Source organism: Paenibacillus sp. FSL H3-0302, assembly GCF_037982245.1.
In the GTDB taxonomy this organism is placed as follows: Bacteria; Bacillota; Bacilli; order Paenibacillales; family Paenibacillaceae; genus Paenibacillus_AQ; species Paenibacillus_AQ odorifer.
Genome location: NZ_CP150284.1, coordinates 4,625,646 through 4,642,149, shown reverse-complemented (window position 1 = coordinate 4,642,149; position 16,504 = coordinate 4,625,646). Strand labels below are relative to the sequence as shown.

Annotated in this window: 13 protein-coding genes; 9 read left to right on the top strand and 4 right to left on the bottom strand. The window is 44.5% G+C overall.

Annotated elements, in window-relative coordinates; genetic code table 11:
• Position 1 precedes the first annotated feature (1 nt).
• Positions 2-1,108 (top strand): hypothetical protein, encoded by a 1,107-nt coding sequence (locus tag MHH50_RS20590; protein ID WP_076127557.1) that lies wholly within the window; start codon positions 2-4, stop codon positions 1,106-1,108.
• Positions 1,105-1,830 carry a hypothetical protein gene (locus MHH50_RS20585; RefSeq protein WP_312150968.1) on the top strand — a complete coding sequence of 242 codons (726 nt, stop codon included), beginning with the start codon at positions 1,105-1,107 and terminating at the stop codon, positions 1,828-1,830. Before MHH50_RS20590 ends, MHH50_RS20585 begins: the two co-directional genes overlap by 4 nt.
• A gap of 51 nt (positions 1,831-1,881) precedes the next feature.
• On the opposite strand, the gene proC is transcribed toward MHH50_RS20585, so the two are convergent.
• From proC to proB, 3 genes are read right to left on the bottom strand one after another with little or no spacing between them, the layout of a single operon-like run.
• A complete protein-coding gene (gene proC, locus MHH50_RS20580) occupies positions 1,882-2,751 on the bottom strand; it encodes a pyrroline-5-carboxylate reductase (protein ID WP_076134661.1) in 870 nt (289 codons plus the stop codon).
• A 49-nt stretch (positions 2,752-2,800) separates the two neighbouring features.
• Positions 2,801-4,048, bottom strand: a complete 1,248-nt coding sequence (locus tag MHH50_RS20575) for a glutamate-5-semialdehyde dehydrogenase (RefSeq protein ID WP_340033333.1) — start codon at positions 4,046-4,048, stop codon at positions 2,801-2,803.
• A gap of 36 nt (positions 4,049-4,084) precedes the next feature.
• Positions 4,085-5,188 carry a glutamate 5-kinase gene (gene proB / locus MHH50_RS20570; protein WP_076101454.1) on the bottom strand — a complete coding sequence of 368 codons (1,104 nt, stop codon included), beginning with the start codon at positions 5,186-5,188 and terminating at the stop codon, positions 4,085-4,087.
• A 432-nt stretch (positions 5,189-5,620) separates the two neighbouring features.
• Between proB and MHH50_RS20565 the strand changes: the two genes are divergently transcribed.
• Positions 5,621-5,818, top strand: coding sequence for a hypothetical protein (locus MHH50_RS20565; protein ID WP_340033332.1), 198 nt, complete (start codon positions 5,621-5,623; stop codon positions 5,816-5,818).
• An 85-nt stretch (positions 5,819-5,903) separates the two neighbouring features.
• On the opposite strand, the gene MHH50_RS20560 is transcribed toward MHH50_RS20565, so the two are convergent.
• Positions 5,904-6,815, bottom strand: coding sequence for a LysR family transcriptional regulator (locus MHH50_RS20560; protein ID WP_076101451.1), 912 nt, complete (start codon positions 6,813-6,815; stop codon positions 5,904-5,906).
• 644 nt (positions 6,816-7,459) lie between these two features.
• On the opposite strand from MHH50_RS20560, the gene leuC reads away from it, so the two are divergent.
• The 6 genes from leuC to MHH50_RS20530 all read left to right on the top strand — a co-directional run bounded on the left by leuC (position 7,460) and on the right by MHH50_RS20530 (position 16,484).
• Positions 7,460-8,884, top strand: coding sequence for a 3-isopropylmalate dehydratase large subunit (gene leuC, locus MHH50_RS20555; RefSeq protein WP_076127568.1), 1,425 nt, complete (start codon positions 7,460-7,462; stop codon positions 8,882-8,884).
• A 29-nt stretch (positions 8,885-8,913) separates the two neighbouring features.
• Positions 8,914-9,516 carry a 3-isopropylmalate dehydratase small subunit gene (gene leuD, locus MHH50_RS20550; RefSeq protein ID WP_076127570.1) on the top strand — a complete coding sequence of 201 codons (603 nt, stop codon included), beginning with the start codon at positions 8,914-8,916 and terminating at the stop codon, positions 9,514-9,516.
• Positions 9,517-9,702: 186 nt separating this feature from the next.
• Positions 9,703-11,295, top strand: a complete 1,593-nt coding sequence (locus MHH50_RS20545) for an N-acetylmuramoyl-L-alanine amidase family protein (protein ID WP_081386262.1) — start codon at positions 9,703-9,705, stop codon at positions 11,293-11,295.
• A gap of 150 nt (positions 11,296-11,445) precedes the next feature.
• On the top strand, positions 11,446-12,888 hold the full coding sequence (locus MHH50_RS20540; RefSeq protein WP_076281439.1) for an N-acetylmuramoyl-L-alanine amidase family protein: 1,443 nt from the start codon (positions 11,446-11,448) through the stop codon (positions 12,886-12,888).
• A gap of 116 nt (positions 12,889-13,004) precedes the next feature.
• Positions 13,005-13,664, top strand: coding sequence for a GerMN domain-containing protein (locus MHH50_RS20535; RefSeq protein ID WP_076281440.1), 660 nt, complete (start codon positions 13,005-13,007; stop codon positions 13,662-13,664).
• An 87-nt stretch (positions 13,665-13,751) separates the two neighbouring features.
• Positions 13,752-16,484: an S-layer homology domain-containing protein gene (locus tag MHH50_RS20530; RefSeq protein ID WP_340033331.1), complete on the top strand. Its 2,733-nt coding sequence runs from the start codon at positions 13,752-13,754 to the stop codon at positions 16,482-16,484.
• Positions 16,485-16,504: the final 20 nt, after the last annotated feature.

The window sequence follows — 16,504 nt, the reverse complement described above, 5'->3', positions numbered from 1 at the left end:
AATGCAACAGCAGCGTAATAAAATTAAGGGTCTTTTTCTTAATATGATTCCTGGAGCAGGTCATTATTATATGGGAAGACGCCCACAAGGGATTGTTTATTTTTTGCTAAGCTTTGGTGTGTTATTTATGTCATTCTTAATCGCTATGGCTGAAGGGGATGAGGGAATTCTGGCATTAGGGGTGATCGGATTCTTACTTCTATGGATCCTTTCGATGATTCATCTGGTGATTAAATTACTGCAAATGCCCACTCCAATTGTAGCGCCTGATGGATCAATGCTGGATTTTAGTTCTACTATGCCCGTAAAGACGGAGGATAATGAACGTGTGCATGTCATCCTATTGTCTTTCATTCCTGGATTGGGTCATTTTCATATGGGGCTGATGCAGCGTGGACTATCCTTTCTGATTTCTTTTTTCGGATTCATGACCGTTATGTTATTCTTGGCTGGAATTACTTCGAGTGATGCATTTTTGCTGCTGTTTGGAGTATTGCCAGTAATTTGGCTGTATTGCATGTTTGATGCAGTTCAGTTGATCCATCGTAAACAAGCAGGAGAAATGCTTGTTGACCGCACATTATTCGAAGAGATGGAGGCTGGACGTGAGGAAGGACGACGCAGCAAAGTATTAGCGACATTACTATCCGCATTTCCTGGTGCTGGACAGATGTATCTGGGACTGCAAAAAAGAGGGCTCCAGCTCATGCTTCTTTTCTTAGGAAGTATTTATGTCATGGATCTATTGCGGTTAACATTGCTCTTTTTCCTTATCCCGGTCATTTGGTTCTATAGCTTATTCGATGGCTTACAGTTAGTTAGCCGATATGGACGTGAACCTTTGCAGGATAAGCCGGTTATCGAAGGTTTCTTAAATCATCAAGGCTGGCTCGGAGCAGTCCTGATGTGTCTCGGATTATACTTTATTGTTGTGAATGTCGCAGTTCCTGCCATTGATATCAGATTTCCAGAATGGCGGCTGGAATATCGCGTAAATGAATATTTTAAGACCATTGTTGTCTCCGTGTTATTGATTGGTGGTGGGGTGAAGCTGATGACTGGAAGTAAGAATAATAAGGGTAGAAAAGGGGCGGGGGGGCAATCTTGAATAATCCAATAGAAGTAGAGCCGGGAGTCATGGTAACTAGCGAGTTTCCAGTGAACGAAGGGAAATCTAGAAGTTGGCGTGTAGGTACGTTGTCGATGGGACTGAGCCTTTTATTTCTCGGGGCATTAATAATGGTTTCGCAGTGGAAAGGAGCGGATGTGTTCGAGACAACGCTTGCTTGGTGGCCGCTCATTTTTATCTTACTTGGTTTAGAAATTGTAATTTACACCTTATGGTTCCGTGGTAAAGGGAAAATGTACTATGATGTGCTAAGTGTTCTGTTCGTCGGATTTCTGGCAGTGTGCTGTTTAGTATTCGCAGGAGTCAGCTCTTTAGGATTAACACAAGAACTTAGACATGTGATCTCATCTACGGAGGAGAATTATTCCTTGCCGGAATGGAAGGGGAATGTTCCACAGGGTGTAGGTACACTTATAATCCAGGCTGCCGAACCTTATGGAATTATGGTTGATCGAACGGCTGGGAACGAGTTGAATGTATTTGGGAGTTATTCCACGGCAGAAGGGCAACTCAAGCAAGAGCAAGAGAAGCGGCTGTTGCAAACTAAGCAAGTCGGAGACACATTTTACGTTATCTTAGGAGACATACCTAGACATCTAGTATTCGAAAACTCCAGGAATGCGTTGAACGTGACCGTTGCGGCTCCTGTAAATCTAAAGGTAATCGTAAGAGATAATTATGGAAATGTTGTAACAAGGTAAAAAAAGATCGCTTCCCACCCGATGAGGGGATGGGCTGCGATCTTTTTTTGGTTAAGAACGAAGCTCTTTCTCTAGGGCAGCACCCATTTCACGTGAGCGTTCGGCACATCGGTTAACGGCAGCAATCACAGTTTCAAAGAATTCCCCTCGTTCAAGCACTTCTATAGCTGCTTGTGTTGAACCGTTAGGGGAAGTAACCTTCTTACGAAGTGCTGCGGGTTCTTCTCCCGTCTGTTGTACCATTCGGGCAGCTCCCAGCACAGTTTGAACAGTTAATTCGGTGCTTTGATCAAGTGGCAGCCCACCACGGATACCAGCGGCGATCATGGCTTCCATCATGTAATAGATATACGCAGGCCCGCTGCCTGAAATTCCGGTCAAGGTTTCCATACGTTCCTCATCAATGACTGTTGTAAGCCCGACAGCCTCAAAGATATTAAGAGCAAGGCGACGGCCTCTTTCGTCTACTTCTTTGGAGAAGGCTAGACCAGTGGCACCCAGACCGATGGAACTGGAGGTGTTAGGCATTGTGCGAACAATAGGCTGTGCTTTGCCAAGTAGACCTTGCATGGTTCGAATAGATAGACCTGCAATGACAGAAACTACAATCTGATCCGGAGAAAGAAGCGGGCCTAGTCCGCGTAAGGATTCTGCAGCATCTTTAGGTTTCATTGCCAGTACTATTACTGGTGCGTTACGTAGGTATTCTATTTTTTGTTCGGGATCATTTGTACCTATTACACCATAACGGCTTTTTAATTCTGCCAGACGTTCACTGCTGCTGCGATTGAGCATGATGACATTATCGGACTTCACGATATTGCGGCTAATCATCCCGCGAACGATGGCTTCTGCCATGGAGCCTGCGCCATAAAAAACAATATTATGATTCATGAGTGGAACTGAAGGTTGCTGACACATGGCTAAAATCCTCCTAAAAGTTGTGTGATAGAATACTTAAACGTGTATACTAACCCCGAATTTGTCCCGTTCCGTAGATCTTATATTTGGTTGAAGTTAGTGCAGGCAGACCCATCGGGCCACGAGCGTGGAGTTTCTGGGTACTAATACCAATCTCTGCACCGAATCCAAATTCAAAGCCATCCGTGAAGCGGGTTGAGGCATTGTGATAAACAGCGGCAGCATCCACTTCTTGTAAAAAGCGTGTGGAGTTCTCCTGATCTTCTGTTACGATACATTCCGAATGTTTCGTGCCATACTGGGCGATATGCTGCATAGCTTCTTCCAAATCACTGACGATTCTAATATTAAGGATATAATCATTGTATTCTGTAGCGTAGTCTTCTACGGTTGCAGGTAATACCCATGGGACAAGAGAGATGGTTTGTTGACAGCCACGAAGTTCTACATGAACCTCACGGAATGCTTCGGCTAAGGATAACAGATATTTGCTCGCGTAATCCTGATGAACGAGTAGTGTTTCCATAGAGTTACATACCGAAGGGCGCTGAGCTTTGGCATTTAAACTAATGTTCTGTGCCATTTCTGGCAAGGCAGTTGCATCGAGATAAGTATGGCAGATGCCTGCTCCAGTTTCAATTACGGGAACGGTTGCGTTAAGGACTACATTTTGAATAAGAGAGCTGCCTCCGCGCGGGATAATCACATCTAAAAGTCCGTTCAGCTTTAGCATTTCATCTACTGAAGAACGATTTGGGTCTTCAATCAGCTGAAGCGCGTTAGGCGGCATTGAGGTTTCAGCAAGAGCATTGTGCAGAACCTCGACAATTTTACGGTTGGAGGACAGGGCAGAGGAGCCCCCGCGCAGCACAACAGCGTTGCCGGTTTTGAGACATAGACCCGCAGCATCAACAGTAACATTGGGACGTGCTTCGTAGATGATGCCGATCACACCAATCGGAACACGCAGCTTCTGGATGTTGAGGCCGTTAGGACGTTCAATGCTTTCTAGCGTGTCACCGATAGGGTCCGGTAATACAGCGATTTGTTGCAAGCCTTCGGCAATGCTGTTAATCCGGTCAACATCTAATGCCAGCCGGTCGAGCATGGATTCCGGAGTTCCATTAAGTCTTCCTCGTTCCAAATCCTCCGCATTGGCGGTGATAATGGCGGGAACTTCGCGGCGAAGTGCATCGGCCATGACCAGCAGTGCTTCATTCTTCTGGCCAGTTGTTAAGCTTGCTAGAACTCCTGTTGTCTCCTTGGCTAATTTACTCTTATTAATAACTTCACTCATGACGTTTCCTCCCTATATTTGAATTGAAAAAAATGCTTATCTCAGTGTAATCCATTCGTCACGGTGAATGACCTCAAGCCGGTGTACTTCTCCCAGCTTCGGTACAATTTCACGGCTTGGCAGACCTTGAATGCTACGCAGCTGAGCATCATCGTAATTTACAATCCCACGTCCAAGCAATTTGGAGTCGGGTCCAAGGACTTCTACAACATCTCCTGCGTGAAAACTACCTTCTGTCTGTTTGACGCCTACAGGCAACAGGCTGTGTCCGCCATGTAGCAAAGCTTCTACAGCCCCTTCGTCCACGTATAGGGAGCCGAGAGGGGTAGACATAAAGCCTAGCCATTGTTTTTTGACGGGAAGAGAGGATAGCTTCGTTGCAAAATAAGTGCCCCTGCCTTCTCCCGTTGCAGCAAGCTGTAAATCACCAGGTTCGGTGGCTCTTCCGACAAAGACAGGAACACCACCCCGAGTAGCAATTTTGGCCGCATCGATTTTGGATCGCATACCGCCTGTTCCAACACTAGAGCCAGCTCCACCAGCAATAGCATATATCTCTGGTGTAATGTCATCTACGAACTGATAACGGACAGCATCCGGATGCTTGCGGGGATCTCCACTGTATAAACCATCCATGTCGGTTAAGACAAGCAGTCTAGAGGCTTTTAACAGGTTGGCTACGAGCGCAGAGAGGGTATCATTATCGCCAAATTTCAGTTCATCTACGGAGACAGTGTCATTCTCGTTAAATACGGGCACCGCTCCTTGGCGAAGTAGCTCTTCTACAGTCATCATAGCGTTATTCATGGCTCTGCGGCTGCAGAAATCGGTGCGAGTCAGCAATATTTGCGCGGTAGTAATTCCATGCTGGGCAAAAGCTTCCTGATAAGCCTGCATCAGCAGTACCTGACCCACAGCCGCAGCGGCCTGCTTCTCATGCAGCAGCTTCGGACGTGCTGGATAACCGATACTGCGGAAGCCGGCGGCTACCGCACCAGAGGTTACTAACAACACCTCACAGCCGTTTTTCTTCAACTCGGCAATCTCTGAGGCAAAAAAGGAGACTGCTTCACGATTCAAACCGCCCTCGGGTCCGGTCAGCGAGCTGCTGCCTATTTTGACCACGATTCGCGTCGTCATTTCTGTCCACATCCTCTTCGTTTATTAAGTCCTGAAAACAACAAAAAGCCCCCATCCTTAGACTTAGCAAAGGACGAAAGCTTATAAACTTCCGCGGTACCACCTTCATTGATGAGGGATCATCCGACTTCATTCTCATAACGGGAGGATCCGTCCTGTTAGACACAGGCCGCTCGGGGGTAGGATTCGGAACGAAAACCGCGGTAAATTCTTTCAGCCTGTCGGAATCTACTCTCTAGGCGCGGTTAGACTCATTCTTACTGGTCCCGTCTGCACGTTTCACTTATTTTCAATAGAATACCATGGAGCTGGTTGCATTGCAAAGGGAAAACGTAGGATATATTTCTTCATGCAGAAAGCTCTATATATTATGTTTAACCTCAGAGAGAAGGGGTAAAGAACTTATAATCTGTTACCAGGAGGTGGATTAAATTGACTAAAGACAACAATGCCGAGCAGGGACAGAATCAAGATTCAAACGAAGTAGCAGAGCTTCAGAATAGTGTGACTCGTGAATTTGTGGAAGATCACACCGGGGCTCCAGTTGATAAGGGATTGACTGATTCAAGTAAAGCACGTGTGTCGGATGATCAGAACCGCCTGATTACACAGCGTAATTTGCGTAAATAATCTAGTACTGTTAAAAGAGGTTTACCTGAAAAAGTGCCCCGGCAACCACGCGAATGGTTACTGGGGCACTTTATTTGTATATATTCTATTCTTCCGTTAATTCAGACACTGTTGATTTGAATGTTTCTACAAAAGCCTTTGCGGCCTTGGATAAATATCGTCCGCGTCGATATGCTACAACTAGCGTACGACTAGGCACCGGATCAGCGAGCGGTAAGTAGACTGGAACAAATTCACTTCGCGGTGCACGAGCGATAAAACGAGGAACAAGAGTCACGCCCATACCTGTTGCCACTAGGGATTGAACGGTTTCCATATTATTGCTCTCGAAAACGATTCGTGGCTCGAATCCGGCTTTCCGACACAGCTCCACAGTCATTTTGCGGAAGCCCTGACCTTCCTTAAGTACGATGAAAGGTTCGTCCTTAAGCTCTTCAAGTGAGGTCCGTGTTCCATCTAAGATTCGTTTAGCGAGCGGATGTTCAGGAGGGACGGCAAGATCAATTCTTTCCTCTCCAAGCTCTTCATAAGCTAAAGCTGGAATTTCGAGGGGTAAGGAGAGCAGGCTTAAATCGGTCTGGCCACTTGCCGTGAGCTTCTCTAGGTTCATCGACGAGTCTTCTAGCAGCGTAATTTCTACCTCAGGATAATTTTGTTTGAAAACTGGAAGCACATGCGGCAGAAGATGTGCACCTGTAATCGGCATACTGCCCACAACTACACGTCCAGTGCGCAGTTCTGATATGTCGGACATCTCTTGTCGCAGCAGCTCCACTGCGTCAATGATAATCTGGGCTTGTTCAACGAATTTAGAACCTGCGTAGGTCAGCTCAACTGAGCTGGTATTACGCTGAAAAAGCATTACGCCGAGCTCTTTTTCCAGTTTGGAAAGCTGCTGGCTGAGCGAGGGCTGGGCAATATGCAGCTTGTCCGCTGCACGTGAGAAGTTTTTTTCGGCTGCGATTTGCAGCACATACTGCAGTTGTCTCAGTTCCATATATGGACTCCTTAGGGAAATGATTTACTTATAAGTATATCCTATTGGATTATAGTTTTGTATAGGCAACCCGAAGGAGCATTCACTTCTTCACTCCCCAGAATCTGCCGGGCCTGTTTTCAAGAATTATCCCTACTGCACTGATCGAAGTATCCGATATCCTCTCACAATATATTTATTGCGCCGGATCTTGAGAGTATCTATGAGATAACTGCATTCTGTGCAGCTATTTCGTATGCAAAAGGGATGATTTTGGTTTTAAGTGTATTCTATACAACTAAAAACCAGATTTCCTAGCTATAGGGTGATAATTCAAGAAAATAGCTGCACAAAATACAGTTATATCTATTAACGAATGAATCACAGGAATATAGCTGTACAAAATACAACTAAATACTCCTACACATCCCGGTTGCGGAAACGCTCCTACACATCCAGCTTGCGCCTCGCTCCTATACATTCCGGTTGTGCATCGCACCTACATATTGCGCCTCAACACACCCTAACTCAGCTTATAGGTTCAGACTATCACTTTTATAGATATCATATCTTGGAATTATAAAGACAGGGGTGTTATATTTAGATCATTCAAGAGAGACTCCACGCTCTCTTCCAATGAACGATTCTATTAATGAGGTGAAATTATGAGCAACAAGACAATGTTTGAGAAGATTTGGGAGAATCACGTTATTCATCAAGAGGAAGGCAAACCTAGCATTATTTATATTGATCTGCATTTGGTTCATGAAGTTACTTCTCCGCAGGCTTTTGAAGGGCTTCGCCTCAGCAACCGGAAGGTTCGCCGTCCTGAGCTGACTTTCGCAACGATGGATCATAACGTACCAACTAAAGATCGTTTTAACATTAAAGATCCAATCTCCAAGCAGCAAATTGATACCCTTTCTAAGAACTGTGCTGATTTTGGTGTAAGACTGTTCGATCTGAATGATATTGATCAAGGCGTTGTACACGTAATGGGTCCTGAAATCGGGTTGACACATCCTGGTAAAACTATCGTTTGCGGCGACAGCCATACCTCCACGCATGGTGCATTCGGCGCGCTGGCATTCGGTATCGGAACTAGTGAAGTTGAACATGTAATGGCTACCCAATGTTTGCAGCAATCCAAAGCTAAGACTATGGAAGTACGCTTTACAGGCAAACGTAACCCTGGCGTAACAGCAAAAGATATGATCCTGGGTGTTATTGCTAAATACGGTACTGATTTTGCCACAGGTTATGTAATTGAGTATACAGGCGAAGCTATTCGTGAATTGTCGATGGAAGAACGTATGACTGTCTGCAATATGTCGATCGAAGGCGGAGCAAGAGCTGGCTTGATTGCCCCTGATGAAACTACTTTTAATTATCTGCGTGGACGTCAATACGTACCGCAAGGCGAAGCTTATGATGCTGCTGTAGAAGCATGGAAGAGTCTTGTAAGTGACGAGGGCGCCCAGTACGATACGGTTGTTGAATTTGATGTGGAAACATTGATTCCACAAGTGACCTGGGGGACTAGCCCGGGCATGGGAACTGACATCAACTCCAGCGTTCCGAATCCGGCGGACTTCACCACTGAAAATGAACGTAAAGCTGCTGAAAAAGCGCTTGAATATATGGATTTGACTCCTGGAACACCTATTTCCGAAATTCCGATTGATTATGTATTTATCGGTTCCTGCACTAACGGGCGGATCGAAGATTTGAGAGCTGCAGCAGTGGTAGCTAAAGGTCATAAGGTGTCTGAAAAGGTTACTGCCATTGTTGTTCCAGGCTCGGGCCGTGTTAAGATGCAGGCTGAGAAAGAAGGACTTGATAAAGTCTTTACTGACGCTGGCTTTGAATGGCGTGAAGCGGGATGCAGCATGTGCTTGGCCATGAACCCGGATGTTCTGCAGCCTGGACAACGCTGTGCATCTACCTCGAACCGTAACTTTGAAGGACGCCAAGGACGCGGAGGACGTACACATCTTGTATCTCCAGCTATGGCAGCCGCAGCTGCGATCAAAGGTCGTTTCACTGATGTACGTGATTGGAATTATAAGACGGAAGCCGTCAGCTCATAGAACTAGAGAGAACACGGGAGGATAAAACTATGGATGCTTTTAAAAAATTAACAGGAATTGTTGCACCAGTTGACCGGGTAAATGTAGATACGGATGCGATTATTCCAAAACAGTTTTTGAAACGGATTGAACGGACGGGATTTGGACAGTTTTTGTTCTATGAATGGCGTTTTGATGAAGAAGGTAACGATAATCCAGCCTTCGAAATGAATAAACCACGTTATCAAGGGGCTTCTGTTCTGATCTCACGCGCTAACTTTGGCTGTGGATCCTCTCGGGAGCATGCACCATGGGCGATTATGGATTATGGGTTCAGAGTTGTAATTGCACCTTCTTATGCGGATATCTTCTACAATAACTGCTTTAAGAACGGCATTCTGCCGATTAAGCTTTCGGAAGAGCAAGTGGATGAATTGTTCAAACGGACAGCTGAGCATGAGGACTACAAGCTGACAGTTGATCTTGAGAACAATGCTTTACAAGATGAATTCGGACTGAGCATCAGCTTTGATCTGGATGAGCACCGTCGTCAATTCCTGCTGCAAGGCTTGGATGATATCGGTTTGACCCTTCAACATGCAGATGAAATTGCTGCTTATGAAGAGCGTCATGCTGCAAAGCTATTCTCTTAAAAAGAGGATATAACTGGTCTGATTCTTAAACTTTACAAAAAATACGCAAAACTTCTATTTCCGGGTGTCGGAAATAGAAGTTTTTTTGCTATAATCGATATATTCATTGGTCATTAAGGAAACATTTGGTGATTTCTGTCGTCTAAATACTTATCTAGGATCTATTACTTGCAGAAGGAGCGGAAAATGAGAATGAGAAGAGCTGGGCTTCGTGTATTGCTGCTTTTGTTACTGCCTTTATTATTTTTAACATCCACCGGACAAGAAGCTGCCGCAGCTGGTAGCAGCACAGGCAGAATTATTATGGACAATCAGGAACTTGCTTTGCCAAAAGGAATTAAACTCGAAAATGTAAATGGTAGCGTTATGATTCCGGTCAGAGTGGTAGTAGAGAATCTTGGATTCGAGGTGTTATGGGAGCAGCAGACCCGGAAAGTAACCGTTCACCAGGATGGTAAAAGCATTGAGCTGGCGGTAGGACGGAAAACAGCTGATGCAGATGGGGTGACATTTGATTTAAATGCAGCTCCTAAGCAGAGTGGCGGCACAGTACTTGTTCCAATTCGTTTCGTAAGCGAGCAGTTCGGCTTAAAGGTGGGCTGGGATAATGTTGATAAAACCGTCTATTTGACAGGTGGACAAGTTAGCAATCCTGCAATGACACCTGAGGGGAATACTACCAATCCAACAGCAACTAATACACCTGCTCCAACTCCAAGTGCTACGCCGGGAAGTGACAACGGGACAACTGCTGGCAGTGTAGTAACTTCACCCAGCCCGACACCAGTTCCACAAACAACTACGGCACCGGGAAGCACAGCAGGAATTCCAACAGGCCCTCTAGTAAACGGGGCAGTATTCACTGAGAACCGACTTATTATCGCTGTGTCGGGGGCTACTAAGCCAAACGTTACAAAAATGAGCAACCCTGATCGAATCGTCGTAGATTTTCCGGGTGCTGCGTTCGATCCGAATTTCATTGGAAGTCTTACGGGTGTTACCACCACTGGCGGTCCACAAGGTAAGCTGGACGTTGCCGGCTACCCGCTCGTTTCTGAGATCCGTTATGCACTGTTCAGTGTGAGTCCGTCCACTGTCAGATTCGTAATTCAAACGGTTGGAAATCAACCGTACCAGCTTAGTACGGATGAAAGCACCGGGCTGGTTACGATTGATTTGAATGTAACTAACAACGGAGGCAACACCACAGGGGCTAATGGAACGTTAGGTAAGCCAATTGTAGTTCTAGATGCGGGTCATGGCGGAACTCAATCAGGAGCTGTCAGTCTCACAGGTAAGCTGGAAAAAGACTTCAATCTGGCCGTCATCCGCAAAGTACAAACACTGTTAACGCAGGAAGCATTAGTTGACGTGGTGTTTACTCGAACTGACGATGCTACATTGGGGCTTCAGGATCGCGTGAAAATTGCGGAGGCTGCTAAAGCGAATCTCTTTATTTCAGTGCACGCGAATTCGCTAGAGGTTGGATATCCAAATAGAGATAAAATAAATGGCAGTGAAACCTATTATTCTCGCAGTGATAGTCTGCCTCTTGCTCAGATTATGCATAAGCATTTATTAGCCGCTACTGGTTTTAAAGACAACGGGATTCGTACGAAAAGCCTTCATGTTACACGGGAAACCACAATGCCAGCAGTCTTGCTAGAGGTAGGATATCTTACAAATTCAGGAAATGAATCGGCGATGTATAGTGAGCAGCTTCAAGAGAAATTAGCGAGAGAAATTGTTGCTGGAATTAAGGAATATCTGGGGCTTTAACACTTGCGGTTGGTGAGATTTCTCAATTTTTATGGAATATATTCGCAACCTTTATAGATTACCAGCGTCTAATAGAGGTCTGAGGTTGACGGAGACAGGGGCACCACGATCGCCATTCACAGGCGAATACTAGATTCTTAGAGGTGAAGAATGAAGAAATTCAGTTTGATGTTGTTATTGTTGCTCTTTGTGTTGGTTTTGCCTGAGCATGGACATGCTGCTGCCGCGAATAGCAAGATTTATCTAGACGGCAAAGAGATTACTGCAGGGCAAAAAGTACCGGTTGAAAATGTGAATGATACTATCATGGTACCGTTGAGATTGATCTCCGAGAGTCTTGGTTATACCGTGGGCTGGGATCAAAAAAGCAAAACGGTGACGATTGAACAGCAAGGGAAGGTCATCAAACTTATTGTTAATCAAAAGACAGCTTCGGTTGATGACAAAACAGTACAGCTTACCACTGCGCCTGTCCTGCGGAGTGATACGACACTTGTACCTATACGGTTCATAAGTGAGCAGTTTGGTCTCACCGTCACTTGGGATAATGCGAAGAAGATCGTGTATCTTATTACCCCAGGATCCTCAAATGAAAACGGCAGTTCTGATGGGAACTCTGGAAATGGTGGATCTGAAGTTGTTGTTCCGCCGGTAGATTCTACTAAAAATTTAACCATGATAAATGGTTTGAGCTTTAGTGAGAATCGTTTGAGCATTGCGATGGAAGGTAATTCCGAGCCAAAAGTAAGTGTAATGACAGGGCCGGATCGGTTAGTTATTGATTTTCCTAATGCCACTTTCTCAGATCTGTTTGGTACGGGACAAGTTCTTGATCCTGATCTGAATGGTAAACTGGAAGTGAAGGATTATCCTGATGTATCAGGTGTCCGGTATTCGCTTTATAGCTCCAATCCTTATACTGTACGTTTTGTAATTGATTTGAATTATCCTAAGAATTATAACATCAGCGTATCTGGGACGGATTCTAAGTTGGTTATCATTGACCTGAATGCAGAAAGTACGGATGATACTTCAACACAGCCAGGTAATGATGGCAAGAAGCTCGTAGTACTGGATGCGGGGCACGGAGCCAAAGATTCTGGTGCAGTAGGAGTAACAGGAAAATACGAAAAGAATTTTAATTTAGCTATAGTACTTAAGACAGCAGCATTGCTGAAAAAAGAAAGTAATATCGATGTCGTACTGACACGCAGTGACGATACATTCTTGGAGCTCAAGGATAGAGCGGCTATGGCTAATAATTTAAAAGCAGATCTATTCATTTCTGTACATGCTAACAGTTCCGCATCTTCTGCGGCAAGCGGGACAGAAACGTATTATCAGCGGGAAGCCAGTAAGGCCTTAGCGAAAGTAATGCATAAGTATCTTGTTGAGGCTACAGGGCTTAGTGATCGCGGTGTACGATACGGAAATTTCCATGTCATTCGTGAAACGAAAATGCCTGCTGTTCTACTTGAAGTAGGATACCTTAGCAATAAGAAGGATGAGACATTGCTCTTTACGGAAGCATTACAAAATAAAGTTGCTGCTTCAATAGTGAGTGGGATCAAGGAATATTTGGGTATAAAATAACAGACCAGTGGCAGACGAGCGCCGCAAAGTCAGCTTTCTGCTTTTATCAATAAAAAGGCAAGAAGTGGTTTTGCGGTACCTGTCTGCCCGTATTCATCTAGAGGAGGCGTTTATTAATGTTTAAACAAAAATGGACTATGGTTGGGGTTGCTGCGCTACTTCTACTAGTGATAGCTGGCTGTGGAGATAAGCCTACTGCAGCTCCTGCTAATGGAGTGGAGCAAGATACTACAAACGTTGTAAGTGGTGCGGGAGAAAGTACCCCAGCTCCGTCTGATGATCAGGAAACCGAAGTGGCTAGCACTCCGCAACCGACAGCAGATAATACTAATGCAGAAACTCAGCCGTCTTCGAAGCCGGTAGAAAATGAGACACAAAAGCAAAGCCAGAGTATTGAAGTTTATTACACTGATTCGCAAATTATGGATTTAGTGCCTGCTAAGACTACGATTAACTACTCTGACGATGTTGAGAAATATACAGAGACGTTCAAAGCACTGCAAAGTAGTGAGAATACAGATCTTGTACCTTTGTGGGGGAAAATTGAACTGAAATCATTAAAATTCGTAGAGGGTCAAATCGTAATGGATATTCATAAACCAGATGAAGCTCAGCTTGGTGCGGGTGGAGAATCCTTTGCCATTACTTCACTTGCCAAAACTTATTTTCAATTTGCGGAAGTAAAGAGTATCGAAGTTTTAGTTGATGGTGAAAAGGTAGAAAGTCTAATGGGCCATGTGGATCTATTGCATCCTATGACTAGAGATAATTCTTAAATGGTTATGCAACAAAGGAATTAGGTATCTAGCTGACGAATTTTTAAACATACTATTTATTTGAGTCATAGAGAGGGGAATAATCTATTGTCCGCGCAAAAAAGGTCAAAACGTCCATTGAAGGCTTATTCTAATAAAGCAGTGTCGGCTGTTATGGCTGGCGTTATGGTTTTTGGTGGTGCAAGTGCAGTGTTTGCAGACACAGCTGCCACTACACCGACATCAACCACTACACAATCTGTAGGGATTTTTAGCGATGTAAAGACAGGCTTCTGGGCTGAAAAACATATTTATAAACTCGCTTCACAAGGAATTGTGGTTGGAAATAATGGATTGTTCCGTCCGGGTGATTCTGTAACTCAGCAGGAAGCAGTGCTTATGGCCCTGCGGTTTATGAAGCTGCAGGATAAAGTGGATGCTTCTTCTGCGGTAGCGTTGCCTACCGATTTTAAAGTTACGAATTATTACAAGGATTATGTTGTGTTAGCTTTTCAACAAGGATTACTCGATAAAGCAACTGAAATGGCTCCAGATAATCTGAAGACTTCTTGGGGAGAGCGTAAAGCATCCCGGGAATGGATTGCGGAGCTGCTAATCCGCTCCCTTGGAAAAAGCGCAGATGCAGCAGGGGCCGCTAGTGAGCCAACTGGCTTTGCGGATGATACCAAAGTGTCTGCCAACAAACGTGGTTACATCAACGTTGCCGTTAATTTAGGTCTAGCCAATGGACTTGACGGAAATCGTTTTGATCCGCAAGGTGCTGTAACACGTGCGCAATTGGCGACTTTTTTCAGTCGCGCTGAAGCTCACAATACGGTTGAATATGACAACACAATATCAGGAACGATCAGTCAATTAGCTGATGGGAAACTATCCGTCTATAACAACGGAAAGACTTCTACATATACTCTGGGAGCAAGCACTGCTTATTACACAAGTGCTTCTGAAAGCAGAATCAATCTAAGTGATGTCCAACCCTACACTAAGGTTACTGTAATTGGCGCGACATATAACGCGGCTTATGTTGAAGTGACTGACCCTACACAACAAGTAGAGACTCTGTCAGGAAACTTCGCCATGGTAGCTCCAGGTAATAAGCTTTGGTTAAAGTCACCAACAGGGTTCACTGAATACTACTACGATGAGACTACTTCCTTTGTGGATGTAAATGGAGATGGAATTGAACCTGCTTCGCTGATAACAGACAGTGTAGTTTCACTGCAACGTGAAACGTATAGTGGTTCGCATAAAGTAGTAAAGGTTCAAGTGACTTCAGGGGTTGTTAACAAAACAACCACAGGCACTATTCAAAGTGTAGATCTTACTGGTAAAAGCATTACTTTCAAAAATACTGCGGGTACTGTAGAAACTTTTAAATGGGAAGATGGGACTTCATTATTCAGCTCCCAAGCATCAGTGCTGAAACCTGCAGATTTGAAGACAGGTAATGCGGTCAAATATACGATTCAAGATAATGTGATCCGCACTGTAGAAGTGACAGAAGGTGTTGAACGGACAGTTGATGGGGTACTCACCGAGCTGACTAGTTCCACAGTTGTTTACAAAAAAGCAGACGGAAATCGTGAGGTTAAACTGCTTGGCACTAAACCGACGATTGTTATTCCGAACATGAGTGGAGCAGTAGCTGATGATCTTATTGCTGATGCAGTAGGTGGGGACAAGATTCAGGTTACCTTAAACAGCAGCGATCAAGTCACCAAAATTGAAGTGTTAAGCCGTCAAATTGAACAGTATAGTGGAGCAGCGGTTATAGACTATAATTCTAAAACGCAGCTGTTGACGGTTATGGATACTAGCAATAAGGCACATGTGGTTCAGTTGGATGAAAAAACAAAGCTGTCCTATGAAGGTGTACTTCCTAACTTAACTAGCATCGGGGCAAGACTGACAGAGAATCGCAAGGTGAATATAAAGGCAATCGGACAACGTGCGTTATCATTGGAAGTAGTTACGAAGTACGAAGGAACCGTTACTTCAATCAATGTTGCCGCAAGAACTATAGTTATGAAGCTAAATGACGGACAGAGTCTGACACTGCCAACTCCACAGTTTATTGATATTTTTGGTAAAACAAATCCAACCGTAACAGATGTTCCTGTTGGCAGTTATGTGACAGCCTCGTTAACTGCAAATCAGGACCTAATCGCTGTCCTGAAAGTAAAGTCAGTTCTTCAGGTTGAAGCAGCAACGGTTAATTCTGGAACCAACCGTTTGAGCATCAAATGGAATGGGGGAACCAGCGAGATCAATACTTATGCTATCCCGATGACCAATGAAGCTGGTGAAAGCATTAAGCTAACAGCTTTAAAAGCGGGTGATTATCTTAACGTGACCTTCGATGGAAGCACACCGCTGGCTATCCAAGCGATTAAGCTTACAACAGGTCAGGTTAGTTCTGTAGATACCGCTGCGAATAGCTTGGTTGTGAAAGATTTTGCTGGAGCAACACAGACTTTAGCGGTGAGCGGAGGAGTCAAAATCATTCGTGATGGCTCGACAACGACTGCTCTTAGCAACTTGACCACAGGTGACCGAGTAGAGATTCGTAAGGATACGGATGGATCTACAATCGTTCGTGTAATGTCTCAACTTAGTAGAACATTCTCACGCTATGAAAGTGCAACTAACTTATTGTCGACTAAGAGAGCTAATCTAAATGATAAATATCAATTCTTTGTTCCTGTTAATGTTTATATTCATCAGGGAGATTCGACTTTATCCGTGCAATCTTTGAAAGAAAATGATAATATTATAATGTATTTCAATAATGATATTTTGGTTGAAATTGTGAAACAATAGTTGCAATGGTGGATTTCTGA

What these genes read in the sequence shown, in the direction of transcription:
- leuC (WP_076127568.1), top strand. Translation starts at nt 7,460, where the DNA reads ATGAGCAACAAGACAATGTTTGAGAAGATTTGGGAGAATCACGTTATT.
- proB (WP_076101454.1), bottom strand. Translation starts at nt 5,188, where the DNA reads ATGACGACGCGAATCGTGGTCAAAATAGGCAGCAGCTCGCTGACCGGA.
- MHH50_RS20575 (WP_340033333.1), bottom strand. Translation starts at nt 4,048, where the DNA reads ATGAGTGAAGTTATTAATAAGAGTAAATTAGCCAAGGAGACAACAGGA.
- MHH50_RS20545 (WP_081386262.1), top strand. Translation starts at nt 9,703, where the DNA reads ATGAGAATGAGAAGAGCTGGGCTTCGTGTATTGCTGCTTTTGTTACTG.
- MHH50_RS20535 (WP_076281440.1), top strand. Translation starts at nt 13,005, where the DNA reads ATGTTTAAACAAAAATGGACTATGGTTGGGGTTGCTGCGCTACTTCTA.
- MHH50_RS20590 (WP_076127557.1), top strand. Translation starts at nt 2, where the DNA reads ATGCAACAGCAGCGTAATAAAATTAAGGGTCTTTTTCTTAATATGATT.
- proC (WP_076134661.1), bottom strand. Translation starts at nt 2,751, where the DNA reads ATGTGTCAGCAACCTTCAGTTCCACTCATGAATCATAATATTGTTTTT.
- MHH50_RS20560 (WP_076101451.1), bottom strand. Translation starts at nt 6,815, where the DNA reads ATGGAACTGAGACAACTGCAGTATGTGCTGCAAATCGCAGCCGAAAAA.
- leuD (WP_076127570.1), top strand. Translation starts at nt 8,914, where the DNA reads ATGGATGCTTTTAAAAAATTAACAGGAATTGTTGCACCAGTTGACCGG.
- MHH50_RS20540 (WP_076281439.1), top strand. Translation starts at nt 11,446, where the DNA reads ATGAAGAAATTCAGTTTGATGTTGTTATTGTTGCTCTTTGTGTTGGTT.